General features: G+C 68.5%; 17 protein-coding genes. 8 read left to right on the top strand and 9 right to left on the bottom strand.

The annotated features are described in order from the left end of the window. Window positions 1–68: 68 nt before the first annotated feature. The gene (locus tag DIE06_RS14125; protein ID WP_124661936.1) at window positions 69–743 is read right to left on the bottom strand and encodes an arylesterase; all 675 of its coding nucleotides are present in this window, start codon (window positions 741–743) and stop codon (window positions 69–71) included. On the opposite strand from DIE06_RS14125, the gene DIE06_RS14120 reads away from it, so the two are divergent. Further along, entirely contained in the window at window positions 742–1,443 is a 702-nt protein-coding gene (locus DIE06_RS14120) for an ABC transporter ATP-binding protein (RefSeq protein WP_124661935.1), read from the top strand. The two genes, DIE06_RS14125 and DIE06_RS14120, sit on opposite strands and share 2 nt — an antisense overlap. Window positions 1,444–1,517: 74 nt before the next feature. Here the strand turns inward: DIE06_RS14120 and pgi are convergent, their stop codons facing one another. The 3 genes from pgi to DIE06_RS14105 form a co-directional block, all read right to left on the bottom strand. Continuing rightward, window positions 1,518–3,140 carry a glucose-6-phosphate isomerase gene (gene pgi, locus DIE06_RS14115; RefSeq protein ID WP_124661934.1) on the bottom strand — a complete coding sequence of 541 codons (1,623 nt, stop codon included), beginning with the start codon at window positions 3,138–3,140 and terminating at the stop codon, window positions 1,518–1,520. Between the two features lie 112 nt (window positions 3,141–3,252). Continuing rightward, window positions 3,253–4,797 carry an NAD(P)H-hydrate dehydratase gene (locus DIE06_RS14110; RefSeq protein WP_124661933.1) on the bottom strand — a complete coding sequence of 515 codons (1,545 nt, stop codon included), beginning with the start codon at window positions 4,795–4,797 and terminating at the stop codon, window positions 3,253–3,255. 51 nt (window positions 4,798–4,848) lie between these two features. Further along, window positions 4,849–6,153, bottom strand: a complete 1,305-nt coding sequence (locus DIE06_RS14105; protein WP_124661932.1) for an FAD-dependent oxidoreductase — start codon at window positions 6,151–6,153, stop codon at window positions 4,849–4,851. A gap of 330 nt (window positions 6,154–6,483) precedes the next feature. Here DIE06_RS14105 and purL point away from each other — a divergent pair, with 330 nt between their 5' ends. Both purL and DIE06_RS14095 read left to right on the top strand, forming a co-directional pair. Then, complete coding sequence (gene purL, locus DIE06_RS14100; protein ID WP_124661931.1) at window positions 6,484–10,554, top strand: phosphoribosylformylglycinamidine synthase; 4,071 nt, start codon at window positions 6,484–6,486, stop codon at window positions 10,552–10,554. Continuing rightward, a complete protein-coding gene (locus DIE06_RS14095) occupies window positions 10,554–11,096 on the top strand; it encodes a GNAT family N-acetyltransferase (protein ID WP_124661930.1) in 543 nt (180 codons plus the stop codon). The genes purL and DIE06_RS14095 overlap by 1 nt, the downstream gene beginning before the upstream one ends. A gap of 161 nt (window positions 11,097–11,257) precedes the next feature. Here DIE06_RS14095 and DIE06_RS14090 read toward each other — a convergent pair whose 3' ends face one another. The 5 genes from DIE06_RS14090 to DIE06_RS14070 form a co-directional block, all read right to left on the bottom strand. After that, window positions 11,258–12,040, bottom strand: a complete 783-nt coding sequence (locus DIE06_RS14090) for a peptidylprolyl isomerase (protein ID WP_124661929.1) — start codon at window positions 12,038–12,040, stop codon at window positions 11,258–11,260. 18 nt (window positions 12,041–12,058) lie between these two features. After that, on the bottom strand, window positions 12,059–12,367 hold the full coding sequence (locus DIE06_RS14085; RefSeq protein WP_124661928.1) for a BolA family transcriptional regulator: 309 nt from the start codon (window positions 12,365–12,367) through the stop codon (window positions 12,059–12,061). Between the two features lies 1 nt (window position 12,368). Beyond that, window positions 12,369–12,899, bottom strand: coding sequence for a septation protein A (locus tag DIE06_RS14080; protein WP_124661927.1), 531 nt, complete (start codon window positions 12,897–12,899; stop codon window positions 12,369–12,371). Window positions 12,900–13,023: 124 nt separating this feature from the next. Beyond that, window positions 13,024–13,455: a peptide-methionine (R)-S-oxide reductase MsrB gene (gene msrB, locus DIE06_RS14075; protein ID WP_124661926.1), complete on the bottom strand. Its 432-nt coding sequence runs from the start codon at window positions 13,453–13,455 to the stop codon at window positions 13,024–13,026. A 38-nt stretch (window positions 13,456–13,493) separates the two neighbouring features. Further along, window positions 13,494–15,062 carry a YdiU family protein gene (locus DIE06_RS14070; protein WP_124661925.1) on the bottom strand — a complete coding sequence of 523 codons (1,569 nt, stop codon included), beginning with the start codon at window positions 15,060–15,062 and terminating at the stop codon, window positions 13,494–13,496. A gap of 164 nt (window positions 15,063–15,226) precedes the next feature. Between DIE06_RS14070 and DIE06_RS14065 the strand changes: the two genes are divergently transcribed. The 5 genes from DIE06_RS14065 (at window position 15,227) to DIE06_RS14045 (ending at window position 22,750) form a co-directional block, all read left to right on the top strand. After that, window positions 15,227–16,870: a 3-(methylthio)propionyl-CoA ligase gene (locus DIE06_RS14065; protein ID WP_124661924.1), complete on the top strand. Its 1,644-nt coding sequence runs from the start codon at window positions 15,227–15,229 to the stop codon at window positions 16,868–16,870. A 182-nt stretch (window positions 16,871–17,052) separates the two neighbouring features. Continuing rightward, window positions 17,053–19,137 (top strand): 3-hydroxyacyl-CoA dehydrogenase NAD-binding domain-containing protein, encoded by a 2,085-nt coding sequence (locus DIE06_RS14060; protein ID WP_124661923.1) that lies wholly within the window; start codon window positions 17,053–17,055, stop codon window positions 19,135–19,137. A 44-nt stretch (window positions 19,138–19,181) separates the two neighbouring features. Further along, the gene (gene pncA / locus DIE06_RS14055; RefSeq protein ID WP_124661922.1) at window positions 19,182–19,814 is read left to right on the top strand and encodes a bifunctional nicotinamidase/pyrazinamidase; all 633 of its coding nucleotides are present in this window, start codon (window positions 19,182–19,184) and stop codon (window positions 19,812–19,814) included. Window positions 19,815–19,856: 42 nt separating this feature from the next. Beyond that, entirely contained in the window at window positions 19,857–21,035 is a 1,179-nt protein-coding gene (locus DIE06_RS14050) for an acetyl-CoA C-acyltransferase (RefSeq protein ID WP_124661921.1), read from the top strand. A gap of 314 nt (window positions 21,036–21,349) precedes the next feature. Further along, window positions 21,350–22,750, top strand: a complete 1,401-nt coding sequence (locus tag DIE06_RS14045; RefSeq protein WP_124661920.1) for a GGDEF domain-containing protein — start codon at window positions 21,350–21,352, stop codon at window positions 22,748–22,750. Window positions 22,751–22,771: the final 21 nt, after the last annotated feature.

The raw sequence follows: 22,771 nt of genomic DNA, 5'->3' as shown, positions 1-22,771 counted from the left end.
GCACGCAGCAACAAGAAGCCCCGCTCGAAGCGGGGCTTTTTGCTTGCCGGCGGTGGCGAGTCGCGAGGTCAGCCGCGCGGCTTGCCGAGCAGCGGCTTCAGCGCCGGCCAGACGTTGTCGAGCAGGATGCCCTGTGCCTGCTGCGCGGGATGCATCTGGTCCGACTGGAACATCTCCGGCTTGTTCTCGATGCCGGCCAGCAGGAAAGGTACGAGCGGTACGCCAAGTTCCTTCGACAGCCGCGTATAGACCGCATGGAATTTCTGCGTGTAGTCGGGTCCGTAGTTGGGCGGCACGTACATGCCGACCAGCACGACCTTCGCGCGCGCCTGCCGCGCGTCGGCGATGATGCTGCGCAGGTTCTGCTCGGTCGTCGCGAGCGGCACGCCGCGCAGCGCGTCGTTCGAGCCGAGCTCGACGACGACGATCGATGGCTTGAGCCGCTGCAGCACCGCGGGCAGTCGCGCGCGGCCGCCGCTCGTGGTGTCACCGCTGACGCTCGCGTTCGCGACGCTATAATCGATTCGCTCGGTCGCGAGCCGTTGCCGCAGCAGCGCAACCCAGCCGGTGTCGCGCGGCAGCCCGTATTCGGCCGACAGGCTGTCGCCGAGCACGACGAGCGCGGGCTGGCCCGACGTCGGGGTCGCCGCCGTCGCGGCGCTTGCGGGCATGGTTGTTGCGGCCAGGGTGCCCAGCAGCGCGGCGAGCGCCGCGCGCCTTTTCCAGCGGAATGTCGTGTCCATGTTCAAGATTACCGATCCGATCATCGAAGTCCATGACGTGTGCAAGCGGGTTGCCGACGCAACGGGCGAGCTGACGATCCTCGACGGCATCACGCTCGCCGTGCGGCCCGGCAGCAGCCTCGCGATCGTCGGCGCATCCGGGTCGGGCAAATCGACGTTGCTCGGCCTGCTTGCCGGGTTGGACAGCGCAACGAGCGGCACGGTTCGCCTGCTCGGCCGCGCGCTCGATCAGCTCGACGAGGACGAGCGCGCCGCGCTGCGCAACGGCGCAGTCGGGTTCGTGTTCCAGTCGTTCCAGTTGATGCCGCACCTGACGGCACTCGAGAACGTGATGCTGCCGCTCGAACTGCAAGGCGGCATCAGTGCCCGCGACGCGGCCGATCGCGCCCGCGCGCTGCTCGTGCAGGTCGGTCTCGGCGAGCGCACCGCGCATTATCCGAAACTGCTGTCGGGTGGTGAGCAGCAACGTGTCGCGCTTGCGCGCGCGTTCGTCACGCATCCGGCGATCCTGTTCGCCGACGAACCGACCGGCAGCCTCGATGCGGCCACGGGCCACGCGGTCATCGACCTGATGTTCGAGCTGAACCGCACGCACGGCGCGACGCTCGTGCTCGTCACGCACGATGTCGAACTCGCGCGACGCTGCGCGACGACGGTCACCATCGACGCCGGACGCATCGTCGCACCGCACGCGGTATAGCGCGAGACTGAATGCTTGCCGGCCGCACAGGGTGGATCGCACCGGGCGGCCGGCACGCGTTCGACGTTGTCGCGTCAGCGCTTGAGCGCCGCACGCGCGCGCTCGATCAGCGCGGTCGTCGACGAATCGTGTTTCGCGGGATCGACCGACTCGGCCGACAGGTCGGCTTCGACGACCTTGCCGAGAATCTTGCCGAGTTCGACACCCCACTGGTCGAACGGATTGATGTCCCACACCGTCGCCTGCACCAGCACCTTGTGCTCGTAGAGCGCGATCAGCGCGCCGAGCGTGCGCGGCGTCAGCGCATCCACCAGCAGCGTCGTCGTCGGGCGGTTGCCGGGGAACGTCAGGTGCGGCGCGAGCGCTTCCTTGCCGGGGCCGGCGACCTTGCGCGCTTCGTCGAGCGTGCGGCCGAGCATCAGCGCTTCACTCTGCGCGAAGCAGTTCGCGAGCAGCTTCGGATGATGGCTCGCGAGCGGATGCTCGGGCGTCAGCACCGCGATGAAGTCGATCGGCACGATCGTCGGGCCCTGGTGCAGCATCTGGAAAAACGCGTGCTGGCCGTTGGTGCCCGGCTCGCCCCACGTGACGGCCGACGTCGGGTAGTCGACGAACGTGCCGTCCAGGCGCGCGGACTTGCCGTTGCTTTCCATCTCGAGCTGTTGCAGGTACGACGGCAGGTAGTGCAGCGCTTCCGAATACGGTGCGACGAGGTAGCTTTGCGAGCCGAAGAAGTTGCGGTACCAGATGCCGATCAGGCCGAGCAGCGCCGGCAGGTTGCGCTCGAGCGGCGCGTCGCGGAAATGGCGGTCCATGTCGTTCGCGCCGGCGAGCAGTTCGTCGAACTGCTCGGGTCCGATCGCGAGCATGATCGACAGGCCGACCGCCGACCATAGCGAGTAGCGGCCGCCGACCCAGTCCCACATCTCGAACACGTTGTCCGCGGCGATGCCGAACTTCACGACTTCGGCCGGGTTGGCCGACACGCCGACGAAGTGCTTCGCGAGCGCGTGCTCGGGGCAGCCGCGCGCGACGAACCAGTCGCGCAGCGAGCGTGCGTTCGTCATCGTCTCGAGCGTCGTGAAGGTCTTCGACACGATGATCGCGAGCGTTTCTTCCGGGGCGACCTGTTCGAGCACGCGTGCGAGATCGGCGCCGTCGACGTTCGACACGAAGTGGGTCGAGATGTCAGGCGTCGCGACGTGGTGCAGCGCGTGCGTGACCATCTTCGGTCCGAGATCCGAGCCGCCGATGCCGATGTTGATCACGTGGCGGATGCGCTTGCCGGTGTAGCCGGTCCACGCGCCGCTGCGCAGGGCGCGCGCGAAGGTTGCCATCTTCGCGCGCTCGGCGCTGACCTGCGCATGGAACGGTGCGTACGGGTCGGTCGCGCGCAATGCCGTGTGCAGCGCGGCGCGGCCTTCGGTCGGGTTGACGATCTCGCCGGCGAACATCGCGTCGCGGCGCGCCTCGACGCCCGCTTCGCGGGCCAGCTGCACGAGCAGGCGCAGCGTGTCGTCGTTGACGCGGTTCTTCGAGAAGTCGGCCGCGAGACCGCCGCCCGGGACCGTGAAGCGTTCGGCACGGGTCGGCGCGCGGTCGTTTTCCGGCGCGAACCAGTCGCGCAGCCGCGCATGGCGGATCTGTTCGAAGTGGGATTGAAGGGCAGTCCAGGCGGGGAGCGAATTCAGCGTCATGGCGGTTCGAGTGAAGCGTGAATCGGGAGGAATGCCGCGCCGGCGCATCGGGATCGGAAGGCCGGCGGACGAGCGGGCCCGCCGTGCGGCGGGGGCACTCAGTATAGCGGCGTTACATGTCGGCGCGCGGCGACGGGTAAAAAAGGCGATTGATCAGCGTGCGCACCATCGGCGCGAGCTCGCCCGCGGTGAGGCCGGCCGGTCCCGTGCCGTGCGCGGTCAGCGTGTCGGCCGCGAGGCCGTGCAGGTACACGCCCGCAAGCGCGGCTTCGTACGGTGCGACGCGCTGCGCGAGCAACGCGCCGATCAGGCCGCCGAGCACGTCGCCGGTGCCGCCGGTGGCGAGCGCCGCATTGCCGGTCGGATTGATCGTCAGGCGGCCGTCGGGTGCTGCGATCACCGTGCCCGAACCTTTCAGCACGACGATGCTCGCGTAGCGCGCGGCCAGCGTCTGTGCGGCGGCCAGCCGATCGTGCTGCACCGTCGCGGTATCGCTGCCGAGCAGCCGCGCTGCCTCGAGCGGATGCGGCGTCAGCACGCACGCATGGCCGCGTGCGCCGCGGGCGGCAACGGCGGCCGCGAGGTCGGCGTGCGTCGCGACGAGGTTCAGCGCGTCGGCGTCGAGCAGCGTCGCGGCATCGTGCGTGAGCGCGTCGCGCACGAGGGTGGCCGCGGCCTCGCGCGTGCCGAGGCCGCAGCCTGCCGCGATCGCGGACATCGCATCGAGGTCGAGGCTGTCCGCGGGATGCAGCATCAGTTCGGGAAACGGCGGGTCGTACGGCGGCGCGCCGGCGCCGAGCAAGCCGACATGCACCTTGCCGGCACCCGCGAACAGCGCGGCACGCGCGGCGAGGATCGGCGCGCCGCACATGCCGGTGTCGCCGCCGAGCACCGCCAGGCTGCCGAACGTGCCCTTGTGCGACGCGAATGCGCGGGCGGGCAATGCGTCGGCGAATCGTGCCGGTGCATTCAGCACGATGGCCGGCGCGGCGCGCGGTGCGACGTCGAGCGACGCGATGTCGATCGCGCCGGCGAGGTCGCGGCCGTCGCCGGTGTAAAGGCCCGGCTTCGCGCCGATGAAGGTGAGTGTGTGCGTCGCGGCGACGGCGATACCCGCACCGACGATCCGGCCCGTGTCGCTGTCCAGTCCGCTCGGCACGTCGAGCGCGAGCACGCGGCCGCCGCTTCGGGTATGCGCGGCGATGCGCGCGGCCTGGGCGGCGAATGGGCCGTCGAGTGCGCGACCGAGGCCGATGCCGAACAGTCCGTCGACGACCCACGCGTAATCGTCGAGCGATGCGGGCGGTTCGGTCGACAGCGGCACGCCGGCCGCGCGCGCGAGGCCGAGCGCCCATTGTGCATCGTCCGGCTTGACCGGCACGGGCATCCAGGCCTGCGTCGCGACGCCGAGCTGCTGCAGCTCGGCGGCGGCCACCAGCGCGTCACCGCCGTTGTTGCCGGGACCGACGGCGAACCAGACCGGGCGATCGTCGCCGGCGACCCGTTCGGACAGCCAGCGCGCGGCGGCGGTGCCCGCGCGGCCCATCAGCGTGTGCGGCGGCAGTACGGCGGTCGCGGCGGCCTCGGCCGCGCGCAGGTCGGCGACGCGCAGCAGCGCGAGCGGGGCGGAGTCGGGAAGCGGTCGGGTATTCGTCATCGCGGGGTCATGGCGGCGGAAGGGCGCCGCCCCGGGAAGGGCCCGCGGCGGTCAGGTCGTGAAGCGCGCGGCGCTCAGCGCGGCGAGCGTGTCGGCGGGCCACTGCTGCGTGTCGCCGGCCAGACAGTCTGTCACCACTTTAGCAGACCCGCACGCGAGGCCCCAACCGGCCGGACCGTGACCGAAGTTGACGAACACGCGCGGATGCGGGGTCGGACCGACGACCGGCAGGCCGTCCGGCGACAGCAGTTGCGTGCCTTGCCACGACAGCGCGGCGGAAATCTTCGCCGCGCCCGGCACCCAGTCGTGCACGGCCTGGCCGAGCAGCGCGAGCGCGGCCTCGGACAGCGGCTCGGGGAGCGGCTTCGCGGTGTCGGCGACGCTCTGCAGCACGGCGCCGCCGCCGACGCGCAGCCGCTGGTGGGTGCGCGTGATCGAGATTCGCTTGATCGAATCGACGACGCTCAGGTGCGGCGCATGTTCTTCGTACGCGACCGGGGCGGTCAGCGTATGCGCGCGAACCGGATGCAGCGGCAGCTGCCAGCCGAGGCGCTCCAGCAGCGGCAGGCTGCCGGCGCCGGCCGCGACCACGATCGCGTCGGCCGAAATCACGTCGACCTCGTGCGCTTTCGTCGCGCGCCGGCCGCCGGCCGGCGGCGCGAGCTCGACCGCGGCGCGGCCGGTGTCGATGCGGATCGCGGCCACGTCCGCGCCGAAGCGGAACTGCACGCCGTGCTCGTCGAGTGTCTGCTTGACCAGTTTCGCGAACAGCGGGCAGTTTCCGGTGCGCTCGCTCTCGAGCAGCACGCCGCCGGCGAAACCGGGCTCGGCCGGCACCGACGGCTCGAGTGCCGCGCATTCGTCGGCCGAGAGCACCCGGTACGGCTGGTCAAGCGTGCGCAGCAGGTCGAGCGCGGGCTGCAGCGCTTCCCAGTCGCGCGGGTCGCGCACGACATGCAGGATTCCGGGTTTCTGCTCGAATTCGAGCTGGAAGCGCGCCTCGATGTCGGCGAGCGACTCGCGCGATGCGTCGATCAGCGGGCGCAGCCGCGCATACTGCGTGGCGAATGCGTCGGGCTCGCGCAGCGCGGCGAGCTGCTTGACGAAGCGGCGCACGCCGCCGTTGAAGCCCGGCTTGTAGACGATGCCGGTGTCGCGCGGCTGGCGCTGGCGCATGAAAGTCGGGCCGAACCAGACGTCGAGCGGGCTCGGCAGCAGCGTGCCGCCGTCGCCGTAGGTCGCGCCCTGCGCGACGGTCGCGTGGCGTTCGACCACGCACACGCGATGGCCGGCCGCGCGAAGCTGGTAGGCGGTGGCGACGCCGCTGATTCCGCCGCCGATGACGATGACATCCATGGATTGCTTCGATGACGGGCGGCGTGCATGCCGCCCGGTGAGAATTCGCTGACGGACCCCCGGCCCGGTGAACCGGGAATGATAGCGCCAAAATCGCGCAAACCGGCGTCACGCGATCCCATCCGATTCCGCCGTCGTGCGGCCATCCTCCGCCGCGGCCGCGCGCATCGGTCTGGCGGGCGATTGTGCGCGGCGGATGCCGGTGCACCGTCGCGGTGCGTGACGGGTGCGGATCAGCCGGTCTGGGACGACCGACTTCCGGGTATAATTACGGCCTTCCTTTCGCCCCACGTCGCCACCTCGCGCGACTCATCGACGTCAGTCCAGCCCATGGCTCACTTCTCGTGTTTTCCCGGCGCTTCGGCCCTCTCCGATTTCCGTCAAACCCGTCTGCTCGACACGCTCAGGCAAATCGACGCCAACATCGTCGCGGTGCGCGGCCAGTTCCTGCACTTCGTTAATGCGGCCGAGCCGCTGTCGGCGGACGACAGCGCACGCATCGACGCGCTGATGCACTACGGTGCGCCGTTCGAGCCGGCGGCCGAAAAAGGGACGGCCGAGACCTTCGTCGTGCTGCCGCGCTTCGGCACGGTTTCGCCGTGGGCGAGCAAGGCAACCGACATCGCGCAGCACTGCGGCCTCACGCAGGTGCGCCGCATCGAACGCGGCGTCGAATTCACGGTCACGCTGAAGTCGGGCCTGCTCGGCGGCAAGAAGGCGCTGTCCGACGACGCACGCGCCGCGGTGGCAGCCGCGCTGCATGACCGGATGACCGAAAGCGTGGTCGCCGCGCGCGACGACGCGAAGCACCTGTTCGACGAACTGCCGGCCAAGCCGCTGGCGACCGTCGACGTGCTGGGCGTTGGCCGCGCCGCGCTCGAGCGTGCGAACGTCGAGCTGGGCCTCGCGCTCGCCGACGACGAGATCGACTACCTGGTCGACGCGTTCCGCAAGCTCGAACGCAACCCGACCGATGTCGAACTGATGATGTTCGCGCAGGCGAACAGCGAGCACTGCCGCCACAAGATCTTCAACGCGCAGTGGACGATCGACGGCGAAGCGCAGGACATGTCGCTGTTCGCGATGATCCGCAACACCGAGAAGCTGAGCCCGCAAGGCACGATCGTCGCGTATTCGGACAACTCGTCGATCATGGTCGGCGCCGAAGCCGAGCGCTGGTTCCCGCGCAACGCGGGCGCGGGCGCGGCCGGCGAGCCGGGCGAACGCTATGGTCGCCACACCGAGCTCACGCACACGCTGATGAAGGTCGAGACGCACAACCACCCGACGGCGATCTCGCCGTTCCCGGGCGCGGCGACCGGCGCGGGCGGCGAGATCCGCGACGAAGGCGCGACGGGCCGCGGTGCGCGTCCGAAGGCCGGCCTGACCGGCTTCACGGTGTCGAACCTCGACCTGCCGGACGCACGCCAGTCGTGGGAAAACGCACGCGACGCGGCGCAGCCGCTCAGCGAGCGCAACCCGAACGATGCGCACGGCCCGTACGGCCGCCCGGACCGCATCGCGTCGCCGCTGCAGATCATGATCGACGGCCCGCTCGGCGGCGCCGCGTTCAACAACGAATTCGGCCGTCCGAACCTCGGCGGCTACTTCCGCGTGTACGAGCAGAACGTCGACGGCCAGGTGCGCGGCTATCACAAGCCGATCATGATCGCGGGCGGCCTCGGCAACATCGCGGATCAACACACGCACAAGCACGACGTGCCGGCCGGCTCGCTGCTGATCCAGATCGGCGGCCCCGGCATGCGGATCGGCATGGGCGGCGGCGCGGCGAGCTCGATGGCGACCGGCGCGAACACGGCCGAACTCGACTTCGACTCGGTGCAGCGCGGCAACCCGGAAATCGAGCGGCGCGCGCAGGAAGTGATCAACGGCTGCTGGCAGCTCGGCGCGGAAAACCCGATCCTGAGCATCCACGACGTCGGCGCGGGCGGCCTGTCGAACGCGTTCCCCGAAATCGTCGACGGCGCGGGCAAGGGCGCACGCTTCGAACTGCGCAAGGTCGCGCTCGAGGAATCGGGCCTGTCGCCGCGTGAAATCTGGTCGAACGAGGCGCAGGAGCGCTACGTGCTGGCGATCGCGCCGGCCGACCTGCCGCGCTTCGAGGCGATCTGCGCACGCGAGCGCTGCCCGTTCGCGGTGGTCGGTGTCGCGACCGACGAACGCGAGCTGAAGCTCGTCGACGACGAGGCAACGGGCATCGAGGCATTCCCGGTCGACATGCCGATGGAAGTGCTGCTCGGCAAGCCGCCGCGCATGCACCGCGACGTCACGCGCGTCGCGACCGAGCGCGCGCCGGTCGACGTGACGGGCATCGCGCTGTCGGAAGTCGTGGTCGACGTGCTGAAGCACCCGACGGTCGGCAGCAAGTCGTTCCTGATCACGATCGGCGACCGTTCGGTCGGCGGCACGTCGGTGCGCGACCAGATGGTCGGCCCGTGGCAGGTGCCGGTGGCCGACTGCGCGGTGACCGCGCTCGACTATGCAGGCTTCAAGGGTGAGGCGATGACGATGGCCGAGCGCACGCCGCTCGCGGTGATCGACGCGCCGGCATCGGGCCGCATGGCCGTCGGCGAGGCGATCACGAACATCGCGAGCGCGCCGATCGCGTCGCTCGACAAGCTGAAGCTGTCGGCGAACTGGATGGCCGCGTGCGGCACGGCCGGCGAGGACGCCGCACTGTTCGACACGGTCAAGGCGATCGGCATGGAGCTGTGCCCGGCGCTCGGGATCGGCATCCCGGTCGGCAAGGACTCGCTGTCGATGAAGACCAAGTGGGACGAGCAGGGCGTCGCGAAGGAAGTGGTGTCGCCGGTGTCGCTGATCATCTCCGCGTTCGCACCGGTCGAGGACGTGCGCCGTCACCTGACGCCGCAACTGCGCCGCATCGCCGACGCGGGCGACAGCGTGCTGATCGCGATCGATCTCGGCCGCGGCAAGAACCGGATGGGCGGCAGCATTTTCGCGCAGGTCACGCAGCAGGTCGGTGACGCGACGCCGGACGTCGACGATCCGGAAGACCTGAAGCGCTTCTTCAACGCGATCCAGTCGCTCAATGCGCAAGACAAGCTGCTCGCGTACCACGACCGTTCGGACGGCGGCCTGTGGGCGACGGTGTGCGAAATGGCGTTCGCGGGTCACGCGGGCGTGTCGCTGAACGTCGACATGCTGACGCTCGACCCGAACCACGAATCGGACTACGGCGACGCGAAGGACTGGGCGAAGCAGACGAGCGGCCGTCGCGAGGATCGCACGCTGCGCGCGCTGTTCTCGGAAGAGCTCGGCGCCGTCGTGCAGGTGCGCGCGACCGATCGCGACGCGGTGCTCGGCGCGCTGCGCGAGTTCGGCCTGTCGGCGTGCTCGCACGTGATCGGCACGGTCAACGATCGCGACGTGATCGAGGTGTACCGCGACGCGAAGAAGGTGTTCGACGCGCCGCGCGCCGAACTGCATCGCGCATGGGGCGAAGTGAGCTGGCGCATCGCGCGCCTGCGTGACAACCCCGCGTGCGCGGACGCCGAATACGACGCGCTGCTCGACGCGGCCGATCCGGGCCTCTCGCCGGTGCTGACCTTCGATCCGGCCGACGACATCGCGGCGCCGTTCATCGCGACGGGCGCGCGCCCGCGCGTCGCGATCCTGCGCGAGCAGGGCGTGAACTCGCACCTCGAAACGGCATATGCGTTCGACCGCGCGGGCTTCGACGCGCACGACGTGCACATGAGCGACCTGCTGGCCGGCCGTGCGACGCTCGCCGATTTCGCGGGCGCGGTGGCGTGCGGCGGCTTCTCGTACGGCGACGTGCTGGGTGCCGGCGAAGGCTGGGCCAAGACGATCCGCTTCAACGCGAACCTTGCCGACATGTTCTCGGCCTTCTTCGCGCGTCCCGACACGTTCGCGCTCGGCATCTGCAACGGTTGCCAGATGCTGTCGAGCCTCGCGTCGATGATCCCGGGCGCGGAAGCGTGGCCGAAGTTCACGCGCAACAAGTCCGAGCAGTTCGAGGCGCGCTTCTCGTTCGTCGAAGTGGAGAAGTCGCCGTCGATCTTCTTCGCGGGGATGGAAGGCTCGCGGATTCCGGTGGCGGTCGCGCACGGCGAAGGCTATGCGGATTTCTCGCAGCAGGGCGACATCGATCGCGTCGCGGTCGCGATGCGCTATGTCGACCACCGCGGCGAAGCGACCGAGCGTTATCCGTTCAACCCGAACGGGTCGCCGGCCGGCATCACGTCGGTCACGACGGCCGACGGCCGCTTCTCGGTGCTGATGCCGCACATGGAGCGCGTGCACCGCACGGTCACGATGAGCTGGCATCCGGAAGGCTGGGGCGAAGCGAGCCCGTGGATGCGCGTGTTCCGTAACGCACGCCGCTGGATCGGCTGATGTTCGATCCGCACGCACCGGTCGAGATCGTCACGCTGCGCGACGAACGCGCGAGCGACGTCGATGCGATCGGTCGCGTGATCGCGGCAGCGTTCGCGGACGAGCCGCAGCACGGGCAGTTCGAGCGGCAGATCGTCGACGCGCTGCGTGCGGAGGGTGTGCTCAGCGTGTCGCTCGTCGCGGAGCGCGACGAGCGCGTGATCGGTCACGTCGCGTTCTCGCCGGTCTCGATCGGCGGCGAGCCGGCCGGTCGCCACGCGTGGTACGGGCTCGCGCCGCTCGCGGTGCGGCCCGAATGCCGGCGCCAGAGCATCGGTGCGGGGCTCGTGCGCACGGGGCTCGACGCATTGCGCCGGCTCGGTGCGCGCGGCTGTGTCGTGCTTGGCGATCCCGCGTACTACGCGCGTTTCGGCTTCGTGCCGTCCGGCGATCTCGTGTTCGCGGATGCGCCGCCCGGGTATTTCCTCGTGCTGCCGTTCGACGAGGCCGCGCCGCGGCCGTCGGGTGAGGTCCGCTTCCACGATGCGTTCCATCCGGCATAGCGGTTCGCTGCGCCGCCCGTACGAGATCGCGTAGTTCTGAAAAGCCGCCTTGAAGCGGCTTTTTCTTTGTGCGGCCGCCGTGTGGACCGGCTGACCCGCGAGGCATGCGTAAAAAAAGCCGCTCCAGGGAGCGGCCTTTGCGTGGGCGATCGTCGCCGACGTTACTGGATCTTTGCCTGCTGGCGCAGGCCTTCCTCGAACGCCTGCAGCTTCTGCTGCACGAGCTGCTGCGCGATCTGCGCCTTCACCTGGTCGAACGGCGGCGGGGCGATGTCGCGGATGTCGTCGACACGGATGATGTGCCAGCCGAACTGCGTCTTCACCGGCGCGTCGGTCATCTGGCCTTTCTGCAGTTTCTGCGCGGCGGCCGCGAATTCCGGCACGTACGCCTTCGGGTCCGACCAGTCGAGGTCGCCGCCGTTCTTGCCCGAGCCCGGATCCTTCGAGTACTGCTTCGCCAGATCCTCGAACTTCGCGCCGGCCTTGATCTTCGAGATCAGGTCCTTCGCCTGCTGCTCGCTGTCGACGAGGATGTGGTGCAGGTGATACTCGCGGTTGCCGCCGGCACCCTTCACGAGATCGTCATAGCGCGCCTTCACTTCCGCGTCGGTCGGCTGGTTCTTCTTCAGGAAGCTCTCGATCATCGAGCGCAGCACGACCGTCTGCTGCGCGACGGCGACCTGCGCCTTCACGTCCGGGCGGTTCGGGATGCCTTCGCGGATCGCTTCCTGCATCAGGATTTCGCGGTTCACGAGTTCCTGGCGCACGGCCTGCTGCAGTTGCGGGCTGTCGGCCTGGCCTTGCTGGACGAGCAGCGCGACCATCGCATCGGCGCGCGACTTCGGAATCGGCGTGCCGTTGACGACAGCGATGTTCTGGGCGAATGCCGGTGCCGCTGCAAAAGCAGCCGCCGCGACCCACAGGCGGGGGGATTTCAGGATCATCGGGAATTCCTGTTGAGACTAGATTGAAGATTCGTTGAATTCTTCGGGCGTATAAGCCACGATCGCGAGCGCGTGAATGCCGCGCTGCATCGCATCAGCGAGCGCATCATACACCAGCCGGTGCCGCGCGACGCGCGGCTTGCCCGCGAATGCGGCGGATACGATCGTCACCGTGTAGTGGCCGCCGGCGGCCGCGCCGGCGTGGCCTGCGTGCTGCGCGCTATCGTCGCGCACCGCGAGCGACAGCGGCGCGAGCGATGCGGTCAGGCGCGCTTCGATCAGCGCGATGCGCTCGTCGGGCGAGGCGTTCAGAAAGGTGTCGGTCATGTCACTCGTCCTTCAGGTACTTCGTGAGCCACAGGCTCTGCAGGATGATGAACACGACCATCGCGCCCGTCGTGCCGAACAGCTTGAAGTTCACCCACTGCGATTCGGTGTAGTTGTGCACCACGTACAGGTTCGCGAGGCCGAGCACCGCGAAGAACAGCGCCCACGCGACGTTCAGCTTGTCCCACACGGGGTGCGGCAGCGTGAGCTGCTTGCCCATCATCTTCTCGATCAGGTTGTTGCCGAACGCATAGCGTGCGGCGAACAGCCCGATCGCAAACAGCCAGTACAGCACAGTCGGTTTCCATTGAATGAATTTCTCGTCATGCAGGACGAGGGTGGCACCACCGAAGACGACGATCACACCGAGACTGACCCACAGCATCGTGTCGACCTTCCGGTGCCGGAAGGCGACCCACGCGACCTGGGCCAGCGTCGCGACGATCGCGACAGCGGTGGCGGTGAAGATGCCCCAGACCTTGAAGGCGGCGAAAAACAGGATGATCGGAAACAGATCGAACAGGAATTTCATGGCGCTCGCAGCTGCGTGAAAGGCCGCATCGCGCGGCCTTTCACCGTTGTGGGGACCCGCCAGGCGCCACCGTCCGGGATCGGGGCAGCCGGGAAGGCTGTCCGACCGATCCGTCCGGTGCCGCTCATTCGTTTTCGGGTCGGGACTCGAAGTTTAACGCAGCCGAATTGATGCAGTACCGCAAACCGGTCTGGTCGCGCGGGCCGTCCTCGAACACGTGGCCGAGATGCGCGCCGCAATGGTTGCAGCGGACCTCGACGCGCACCATTCCGTGCGAGCGGTCGATCTTCTCGTCGATCACCTCGCTGTTGAGCGGCTTGAAGTAGCTGGGCCAGCCGCAGCCCGAATGGAATTTCGCGCCGGACTCGAACAGCGGCGTGCTGCAGACGACGCACTTGTAGATGCCGGCGTCCTCGGTGTCGGTGTATTCGCCGGTGAACGCGCGCTCGGTCGCCGCATGCTGCGTGACCTCGTACTGCATCGGCGTGAGCCGGCGGCGCAGCTCGGCGTCGTCCTTCTGGTAAGGGAAGGTTTTATCGTCGGAATCGTGTGACATGTGGGAGTTCTCCTGATCGGTCGGTCGGGTCGTGCGGGTCACGACGAGCAGCTCACTTCGAGCGACCCGGCCCAGTCGGGCGGCAATGCCGCATACGCTTCATGTTCCGGTTGTTCGTCGAACGGCCGGCGCAGCACCTGCGCGAGTCGTTCGACTTCGGAAAAATCCTTTTCCTTCGCGCGCCGGATCGCGACTTCGGCCAGATGGTTGCGCAGCACGTATTTCGGGTTCACGCGATTCATCGCGGCCGCGCGGGCCGCGTCATCACGCGTCTCCTCGGACAGCCGCGCGCGGTAGAGGTTCGCCCACGCGTCGAACGCGTCGCGATCGATGAACAGGTCGCGCACCGGTGCGTCGCGACTCGCGTCGTGCTTCGACAGCTGCGCGAGCCGGCGGAACGTCAGCGTGAAGTCCGCATGGCTCGCGTGCATCGTTTCGAGCAGCTTGTTCGCGAGCTCGGCGTCGTTCTCGCGTTCGAGCTCGAGGCCGAGCTTCGCGCGCATCGCGCGTTCGAGCGCGGGGCCGAAGCGTTCCGGAAACTTCGCGAGCACGGCCTGCGCGTCGTCGACCGCGCGCTCGGCACGCGCATCGTCGTCGGCGATCCCGTGCTGCAGCCCGATCAGCGGCAGCAGCGCCTGCGCGAGGCAGTAGCAGTTCCAGTGCGCGATGCGCGGCTGCATCCGGTACGCGTAGCGGCCGCTCGTGTCCGAGTGGTTGCAGATGTGGTTCGCATCGAACGCGTCGACGAAGCCGAACGGGCCGTAGTCGATTGTCACGCCGAGGATCGACATGTTGTCGGTGTTCATCACGCCGTGGCAGAAGCCGACCGCCTGCCACTGCGCGACGAGGTCGGCCGTGCGCAGCGTCGCGGCTTCGAGCAGCGCGAGGTACGGATCGTCGGCGTCGCGGCATGCGGGATAGAAGCGCTCGATCACGTGATCGGCGAGCTGGCGCAGCAGGTCCGGGCGATCGTTCGAGAAGAAGTGTTCGAAATGGCCGAAGCGCACGAAGCTCGCCGACACGCGCGTGACGACGGCCGACGTCTCGATCTCCTCGCGCACCACCGGCTGGTCGGAGCCGACCACCGTGAGCGCGCGCGTGGTCGGAATGCCGAGATGATGCATCGCTTCCGAACACAGGAATTCGCGGATCGACGAACGCAGCACCGCACGGCCATCGCCCATCCGCGAATACGGCGTGCGGCCGCCGCCCTTGATCTGCAGTTCGTAGCGCTGGCCGTCGGTGCCGGCGAGTTCGCCGATGGTCAGCGCGCGGCCGTCGCCAAGCTGGCCGGCCCACACGCCGAACTGGTGACCCGAATACACCGACGCGTACGGCATCGCGCTCGCGGGCCAGTCGCGCGTCGGGTTGCCGGCGAACAGCTCGGCGAATCCGGGTTGCGCCGCGAGCGATGCCGGCAGGCCGAGCAACTGCGCGACTTCGTCGGAAAAACCGACGACGTATGGCGCGGGTAGCGGCGCGGCCGGCAGCCGCGTATGAAACGCGTCGCCGAGCGTGACGAACGCGCCAACGGCGGGCATGCCGAGCGTGGCGGCGAGGTCGGGGAGAGTGTCAGCCGTATCGGCTGCGCTTCGGGAAAACGACATGTTGAGCGCCTCTGGGTAAGCCGATATTGTAAGGCGGCGCCGCGCCGCCCGCATGGCGGCCCGCGCGCCCGGCGCCAGGCTTGTCCGGGCCGTGGACGGGCCGCAAGCTGGCGCACCGCTTCGAGGCTGGTCACCGATTCGCGTCCTTCAGGGAGAACAAGACGATGGGTAAGCCGTTGCTGGGCCAGATGATGGACATGCCGTTGCTGGTGTCGTCGCTGATCGCGCACGCCGCGCGTTATGCGGGCGACACGGAGATCGTGTCGAGGCGCGTGGAAGGCGACCTGCATCGCTACACGTACCGCGACTGCGAACAACGCGCGAAGCGCCTCGCGCAGGCGCTCGCACGGCTCGGTGTCGAATCGGGCAACCGCGTCGGCACGCTGGCCTGGAACGGCTACCGGCATCTGGAGGCGTATTACGGGATCGGCGGGATGGGTGCCGTGTGCCATACGATCAACCCGCGCCTCTTTCCCGAGCAGATTGCCTACATCGTCAATCACGCGGAAGACCGCTACGTCTTCTTCGACATCAATTTCGCGCCGCTCGTCGACGCGCTCGCGCCGCAGTGTCCGCACGTGAAGGGCTGGATCGCGATGACCGACGCCGCGCACCTGCCGTCGGGCGCAACGCCGTACCTGTGCTACGAAACGCTCGTCGACGCCGAGGACGGCCGCTACGACTGGCCGCGCCTCGACGAGCTGCAGGCATCGGGCCTGTGCTACACGTCGGGCACGACCGGCAACCCGAAGGGCGTGCTGTATTCGCATCGCTCGACGGTGCTGCACGCCTACGGCGCCGCACTGCCCGACGCGATGAACCTGTCTGCGCTGGACGCGGTGCTGCCCGTCGTGCCGATGTTCCATGTGAACGCGTGGGGGCTGCCGTACGCGGTGCCGCTCACGGGCGGCAAGCTCGTGCTGCCCGGCAAGGACCTCGACGGCAAGTCGCTGTACGAACTGATGGAGGCCGAGCGCGTGACGTTCTCCGCGGGCGTGCCGACCGTATGGCTCGGGTTGCTGAACTACATGCGCGAGGCCGGCGTGCGCTTCTCGACGCTGAACCGCACGGTGATCGGCGGCTCCGCGTGCCCGCCCGCGATGCTGCGCACGTTCGAGGACGAATACGGCGTGCGCGTGATCCACGCGTGGGGGATGACCGAGCTGTCGCCGCTCGGCACGCTCGCGAAGCTGAACTGGGCGCAGTCGCAGCGGCCGCTCGACGCGCAGCGCCGGCTGCTGGAGAAGCAGGGGCGCGTGATCTGCGGCGTCGACATGCGGATTGTCGGCGAGGACGGCCGCGAATTGCCGTGGGACGGTGTCGCGTTCGGCGAACTGCAGGTGCGCGGGCCCTGGGTGATCGATCACTACTTCAAGGGCGATGCGTCGCCGCTGTCGGACGGCTGGTTCCCGACTGGCGATGTCGCGACGATCGACCCCGACGGCTTCCTGCAGATCACCGATCGCAGCAAGGACGTGATCAAGTCGGGCGGCGAGTGGATCAGCTCGATCGACATCGAGAATGTCGCGATCGCGCACCCGGGCGTCGCCGAGGCTGCGTGCATCGCGTGCGCGCACCCGAAATGGACCGAGCGACCGCTCCTGATCGTGGTGCCGCGCGAGGGGGCGAACCTGACCCGCGACGCGCTGCTCGCGTTCTACGAAGGCAAGGTCGCGAAGTGGTGGGTGCCCGACGACGTCGTGTTCGTCGAATCGCTGCCGCACACCGCGACCGGCAAGCTGCAGAAGCTGAAGCTGCGCGAGACGTTCCGCGACTACGTGCTGCCGACGGCAGCCTGCGCGCCCTAAGCCGCGGCCGGCGACGGCCTGCCGCACGGTCGCCCGATCCGGCCCCCGGATCGGGAAAAAATCAAATTGAACGACCGTGCTTTTTTGTTGTATGCTGCCTCCGTTCGATCCGGACATGCGGCCGTTCGACCGCGCACAATGAAGCGCAGCCACCCCGGCGCGCGATGCATGGAGGCAGGCAGATGGCAGTGGATTACTCGACTCGCGACGGCGTGGCCGTCATCACGCTCAACAATCCGCCCGTCAACGGGCTCGGCCTGTCGACGCGACAGGGCGTCATGGACGCGCTGGATCGCGCCGCGCAGGATCCGTCGGTCACGGCGATCGTGCTGACCGGCGCGGGCCGCGCGTTCTCGGGCGGCGCCGACATCACCGAATTCAATACGCCGAAGGCCCTGCAGGAGCCGACGCTGCACACCGTGATCCGCGCGGTGGAGGCGAGCGCGCAGCCGGTCGTCGCGGCGCTGCACAGCGTCGTGATGGGCGGCGGCCTGGAGCTCGCGCTCGGCGCGCACTATCGCGTCGCGGCGCCGGGTGCGCAGGTCGCGCTGCCCGAAGTGAAGCTCGGCCTGCTGCCGGGCGCGGGCGGCACGCAGCGCCTGCCGCGTGCGGTGGGCCTCGAAACCGCGCTGAACATGATCGTGTCGGGCGCGCCGGTGCCGTCGGAGCAGCTTGCGAACAGCGGGCTGTTCGACGAGATGGCCGACGGCGACCTGCTCGACGCGGCCGTCGCGTTCGCGCGCAAGGTCGGCGCGCAGCAGGGGCCGCATCCGCGCGTGCGCGACCGCAAGATCGTCCACGAGAACGCCGCGGGCTTCATCCAGTTCGCGCGCAATTCCGCGCGGGCCGCCGCGCCGAATTTCCCCGCGCCGCACAAGTGCATCGACGCGATCGAGGCCGGCGTGCTGAACGGCTTCGACAAGGGCAGCGTCGCCGAGCGCGAGGGCTTCGTCGCGCTGATGATGACGCCGGAAAGCCGCGCGCTGCGGCATGCGTTCTTCGGCGAGCGCGCGGCGAGCAAGATTCCCGACGTGCCGACCGATACGCCGGTGCGCGAGATCCGTCGCGTCGGCGTGATCGGCGCGGGCACGATGGGCGGCGGGATCGCGATGAACTTCATCAACGCGGGCCTGCCCGTCACGCTGCTCGAGACGAAGCAGGACGCGCTCGACCGCGGGCTGGCCACGATCCGCAAGAACTATGACGCGCAGGTGAAGAAGGGCAAGCTCACGCAGCAGAAGCTGGACGCGCGCATGGCGCTGATCACGCCGACGCTGTCCTACGACGACCTGAAGGATGCGGACCTGATCGTCGAGGCGGTGTTCGAGGAGCTCGGCGTGAAGGAGCAGGTGTTCGGCCGGCTCGACGCCGTGGCGAAGCCCGGTGCGATCCTTGCGTCGAACACGTCGACGCTCGACGTCGACAAGATCGCCGCGTTCACGAAACGTCCGCAGGACGTGGTCGGCATGCACTTCTTCAGCCCCGCGAACGTGATGAAGCTGCTCGAGGTCGTGCGCGGCGCGCACACCGCGAAGGACGTGCTCGCCACCGTGATGGCGGTGGCCAGGAAGATCCGCAAGACGGCGGTTGTGTCCGGCGTGTGCGACGGCTTCATCGGCAACCGGATGATCGAGCAGTACATCCGCCAGGCGCTCTTCATGCTCGAGGAAGGCGCGCTGCCCGCGCAGGTCGATCGCGCGATCGAGAAGTTCGGGTTCGCAATGGGCCCGTTCCGCATGAGCGACCTCACCGGCAACGACATCGGCTGGGCGATCCGCAAGCGCCGCTATGTCGAGAAGCCCGACCTGCAGTACTCGAAGATCGCCGACCGCCTGTGCGAGCAGGGCCGCTTCGGCCAGAAGACGGGCGGCGGCTGGTACGACTACGTGCCGGGCGAGCGCAAGGCGAAGCCGTCGGTGCTCGTCGACGAGATGGTCGTCGCGTACTCGAAGGAGCGCGGCATCGAGCGGCGCAAGATCGGCGACGACGAGATCGTCGAGCGGCTCGTGTTCGCGCTCGTCAACGAAGGCGCGAAGATCCTCGAGGAGAAGATCGCGTCGAAGGCGTCCGACATCGACATGGTCTATCTGACCGGTTACGGCTTCCCGCTGTGGCGCGGCGGCCCGATGCTGTACGCGGACACGGTCGGCCTCTACAACGTCGAGCGCGCGATCCGCCGCCATGCGGCCGCGCCGAACGGCGACGCGTGGCAGATCGCGCCGTCGATCGTCGAACTGGCCAAGGCCGGGCGCGGGTTCAACGGCTGACGGCCGCGCATGATGGCACGGCCGGGCCTGCAAGGAGAAACGCAATGAAACGCACAGACGACGTGTTGCTCGTGATCGACGTGCAGTACGACTTCATGCCGGGCGGCGCGCTCGCGGTGCCGGACGGCGACGCGGTCGTGCCGGTGATCAACGCGCTCGCGCAACGCTTCGACCAGGTCGTGCTGACGCAGGACTGGCACCCGCGCGAACACGTGTCGTTCGCGGCGAACCACCCGGGGCGCGAGCCGTTCTCGACGCTCGCGCTGCCGTACGGCGAGCAGGTGCTGTGGCCCGTGCACTGCGTGCAGGACACGAAAGGCGCGGCGCTGCATCGCGACCTCGACATTCCGCATGCCAGGCTCGTGATCCGCAAGGGCGGCGACGCGCAGGTCGACAGCTATTCAGCGTTCGTCGAGGCCGACCGCACGACGCGCACGGGGCTCGCCGGCTATCTGCGCGAGCTCGGCGCGAAGCGCGTGTGGTGTTGCGGGCTCGCGACCGACTATTGCGTCGCGTGGTCCGCGCTCGATGCGCGCGCCGCAGGCTTCGAGGCCGCCGTGATCAACGATGCGTGCCGTGCGATCGACCTGAACGGGTCGCTCGCGCACGCATGGCAACAGATGCAGGCGGCGGGCGTCGCGCATGTGACGTCCGCTGGCGCGCGCCCGACGGCGTAGCGCATTCCCATCCGACATGAAGCAGGACCGAAGGAGACTCGCATGACCGAAGCCGTAATCGTATCGACCGCACGCACGCCGCTCGCGAAGTCGTGGCGCGGCGCCTTCAACATGACGCACGGCGCGACGCTCGGCGGCCACGTGGTCGCGGCCGCGCTCGAACGCGCGAAGCTGGACCCCGCGCGCATCGAGGACGTGATCATGGGCTGCGCGAACCCCGAAGGCGCGACCGGCGCCAATATCGCGCGGCAGATCGCGCTGCGCGCCGGACTGCCGGTGAGCGTGCCGGGGATGACGGTGAACCGTTTCTGCTCGTCCGGGCTGCAGACGATCGCGCTCGCCGCGCAGCGGATCATCGCGGGCGAGGGCGACGTGTATGTCGCCGGCGGCGTCGAATCGATCTCGTGCGTGCAGAACGAGATGAACCGGCACATGATCCAGGAAAGCTGGCTCGTCGAGCACAAGCCCGAAATCTACTGGAACATGCTGCAGACGGCGGAGAACGTCGCGAAGCGCTACGGGATCGCGAAGGAGCGGCAGGACGAGTACGGCGTGCGGTCGCAACTGCGCGCCGCGGCCGCGCAGGAAGCCGGGCGCTTCAACGACGAGATCGTGCCGATCACCGTGCGTGCCGGCATTGCCGACAAGGCGACGGGCCGGCTGTTCACGCAGGACGTGACTGTGTCGGCCGACGAAGGCATCCGGCCCGACACGACGCTCGAAGGCGTGTCGAAGATCCGCTCGGCCTTGCCGGGCGGCGTGATCACCGCGGGCAACGCGAGCCAGTTCTCGGACGGCGCGTCGGCGTGCGTGGTGATGAACGCGGATGTCGCGCAGCGCGAAGGGCTGCAGCCGCTCGGCGTGTTCCGCGGTTTCGCGGTCGCCGGTTGCGAGCCGGACGAGATGGGTATCGGCCCGGTGTTCGCGGTGCCGAAGCTGCTGAAGCAGGCGGGGCTGAAGGTCGACGACATCGGTCTGTGGGAACTGAACGAGGCATTCGCGGTGCAGGTGCTGTACTGCCGCGACACGCTCGGGATTCCTGACGACCGCCTGAACGTGAACGGTGGCGCGATCGCGGTCGGCCACCCGTACGGTGTGTCGGGTGCGCGCCTGACGGGCCACGCGCTGATCGAAGGCAAGCGACGCGGCGTGAAATACGTCGTGGTCACGATGTGCATCGGCGGCGGGCAGGGGGCCGCCGGGCTGTTCGAAATCGTCTGACGTTGGATCGCATGCGGCCGCGGCGTTCCACGGTGGAAGTCGCGGCCCGGATGTGCGAATCTGCGACATCCGGACGTGATTCGTGACGATTGCGAGATAAACGGTGCCAGTTCGGGGGTGCCGTTTCCCCTTACTTGTCAAACGAATTGCCGCATCTATACTTGCTCTGACATTTGCCTTTCGGCGGGATGGGCCAGCGTGTGCGTCGTACCAACGCACGTAACGCGTTTCCGGTAGCCGGCGAAGACGATGCACCGCGCGTTTCCGGCATCGTGGACGTTTGAACCACGCAGCAGACCGAAACGGGGATCAAATTGAGCACGACCTATGCAGCCGGGGAACCGCCGCGTGTCGTCAGCGCGGCCGCGCGGCTCTACGCAAAATGCTTGCTGGTCGGTTTTGCATTGCTGCCGGCCTATCTGATTGCCTATCTGTGGTTCTTCAGCGACCCGCGCGTCGTGTTCGAGAGCCACGCATTCCATGAAATCGCGATCGCGGCCGCGACCCTCGAAGGCGCGTTCGTCACCTACGTGACGTGGGTGTGCTATCGCTCGTCCGGCGAGCCGCTGCTGCGCTGGCTGACACTCGGCTTTCTCGGTTTCGCGATGATCTACGCGCTCCACGGTCTGTTCACCGGGATGGCGCACCACAATATCTGGCTGTTCCTGCTGTACGGGCCCGCCTCGCGCCTCGTGATGTCGATCCTGCTGCTGACAGGCCTGATGTCATATTCGCAGCCGCCCGATCGCGTCGAGAAGCGGACGCGCGCGCGAACGTGGCTGCCGTGGGTCATGTTGTTCGTGACCATCAACGTGGCGGTCGCGTACATCGCGTATTCGCCGGTCGCCGGCGCGCTGGGTACGCGGCTGTCGATGGAAGGCGGCGCGCTGGTGTTTTCGCTGCTGAACGTCGGCGTGCTGCTCGCGCGGCGCATCCGGTCGCCGCTGATGGTGATCTACGGCGTGTCGATCATGGCGTTCGCGCTGTCGTCGCTCGCGTTCATTCTCGGCAAGCCGTGGAATCACATGTGGTGGCTCGCGCATGCGATTTTCGCGGGCGGGTTCTTCCTGCTCAGCTACGGCGTCGTGCAGGCGCTGCAGACGACGCGCTCGTTCTCGGCGATCTACAGCCAGGAAGACCTGATGAGCCGGCTGTCGGAATCGATGGCGCGCACCGAGAGTGCGTTGCAGGAGCTGCGGCGCACGAACCAGAAGCTCGAATACATGGCCGCGACCGATCCGATGACGGGTGCGTCCAACCGCCGTCAGTTCATCGCGCAGGTCGAGCGCGAGATCGTGCGCGCGGAACGCGACGGCACGCCATTTTGCCTGCTCGCGCTCGATCTCGACAACTTCAAGAACATCAACGACGCGTACGGCCACCAGATCGGCGACGAAGTGCTGCGCGGCGTCGTGCGCCAGTGTCTCGAGGCGATTCGTCCGGCCGGTGCGCTCGCGCGGGTCGGTGGCGAGGAGTTCATGGCGCTGTTGCCCGAGATGCCGCTCGAAGGCGCGCGCATGACCGCCGAGCGCGTGCGGTCGTCGATCGCCAGTTCGCCGTTCGGGCTGGATTTCAAGCGCGTGCAGGTGACGGTCAGCGTCGGCGTCGCGCAGTACGGCGTCGACGGGAGCACGGTCGATGCGTTGCTGCGGGCGGTCGATGAACGCTTGTATCAGGCGAAGCGGGACGGGCGCAATCGCGTGGTTGCGCACTGACGGCCGCCGCGCGTCCGGCGG

Source organism: Burkholderia sp. Bp8998 (genome assembly GCF_003854235.1).
Lineage (GTDB): Bacteria > Pseudomonadota > Gammaproteobacteria > Burkholderiales > Burkholderiaceae > Burkholderia.
This window is presented reverse-complemented; position numbering and strand designations above follow the sequence as displayed.

Excerpts from the sequence above, each read along its gene's own strand:
- DIE06_RS14110 (WP_124661933.1), bottom strand. The coding sequence starts at position 4,797 with ATGACGAATACCCGACCGCTTCCCGACTCCGCCCCGCTCGCGCTGCTG.
- DIE06_RS14080 (WP_124661927.1), bottom strand. The coding sequence starts at position 12,899 with ATGAAATTCCTGTTCGATCTGTTTCCGATCATCCTGTTTTTCGCCGCC.
- DIE06_RS14070 (WP_124661925.1), bottom strand. The coding sequence starts at position 15,062 with ATGTCGTTTTCCCGAAGCGCAGCCGATACGGCTGACACTCTCCCCGAC.
- DIE06_RS14125 (WP_124661936.1), bottom strand. The coding sequence starts at position 743 with ATGGACACGACATTCCGCTGGAAAAGGCGCGCGGCGCTCGCCGCGCTG.
- DIE06_RS14060 (WP_124661923.1), top strand. The coding sequence starts at position 17,053 with ATGGCAGTGGATTACTCGACTCGCGACGGCGTGGCCGTCATCACGCTC.
- DIE06_RS14090 (WP_124661929.1), bottom strand. The coding sequence starts at position 12,040 with ATGATCCTGAAATCCCCCCGCCTGTGGGTCGCGGCGGCTGCTTTTGCA.
- pgi (WP_124661934.1), bottom strand. The coding sequence starts at position 3,140 with ATGACGCTGAATTCGCTCCCCGCCTGGACTGCCCTTCAATCCCACTTC.
- msrB (WP_124661926.1), bottom strand. The coding sequence starts at position 13,455 with ATGTCACACGATTCCGACGATAAAACCTTCCCTTACCAGAAGGACGAC.
- DIE06_RS14065 (WP_124661924.1), top strand. The coding sequence starts at position 15,227 with ATGGGTAAGCCGTTGCTGGGCCAGATGATGGACATGCCGTTGCTGGTG.
- pncA (WP_124661922.1), top strand. The coding sequence starts at position 19,182 with ATGAAACGCACAGACGACGTGTTGCTCGTGATCGACGTGCAGTACGAC.
- DIE06_RS14095 (WP_124661930.1), top strand. The coding sequence starts at position 10,554 with ATGTTCGATCCGCACGCACCGGTCGAGATCGTCACGCTGCGCGACGAA.
- DIE06_RS14105 (WP_124661932.1), bottom strand. The coding sequence starts at position 6,153 with ATGGATGTCATCGTCATCGGCGGCGGAATCAGCGGCGTCGCCACCGCC.
- DIE06_RS14120 (WP_124661935.1), top strand. The coding sequence starts at position 742 with ATGTTCAAGATTACCGATCCGATCATCGAAGTCCATGACGTGTGCAAG.
- DIE06_RS14085 (WP_124661928.1), bottom strand. The coding sequence starts at position 12,367 with ATGACCGACACCTTTCTGAACGCCTCGCCCGACGAGCGCATCGCGCTG.
- DIE06_RS14050 (WP_124661921.1), top strand. The coding sequence starts at position 19,857 with ATGACCGAAGCCGTAATCGTATCGACCGCACGCACGCCGCTCGCGAAG.
- purL (WP_124661931.1), top strand. The coding sequence starts at position 6,484 with ATGGCTCACTTCTCGTGTTTTCCCGGCGCTTCGGCCCTCTCCGATTTC.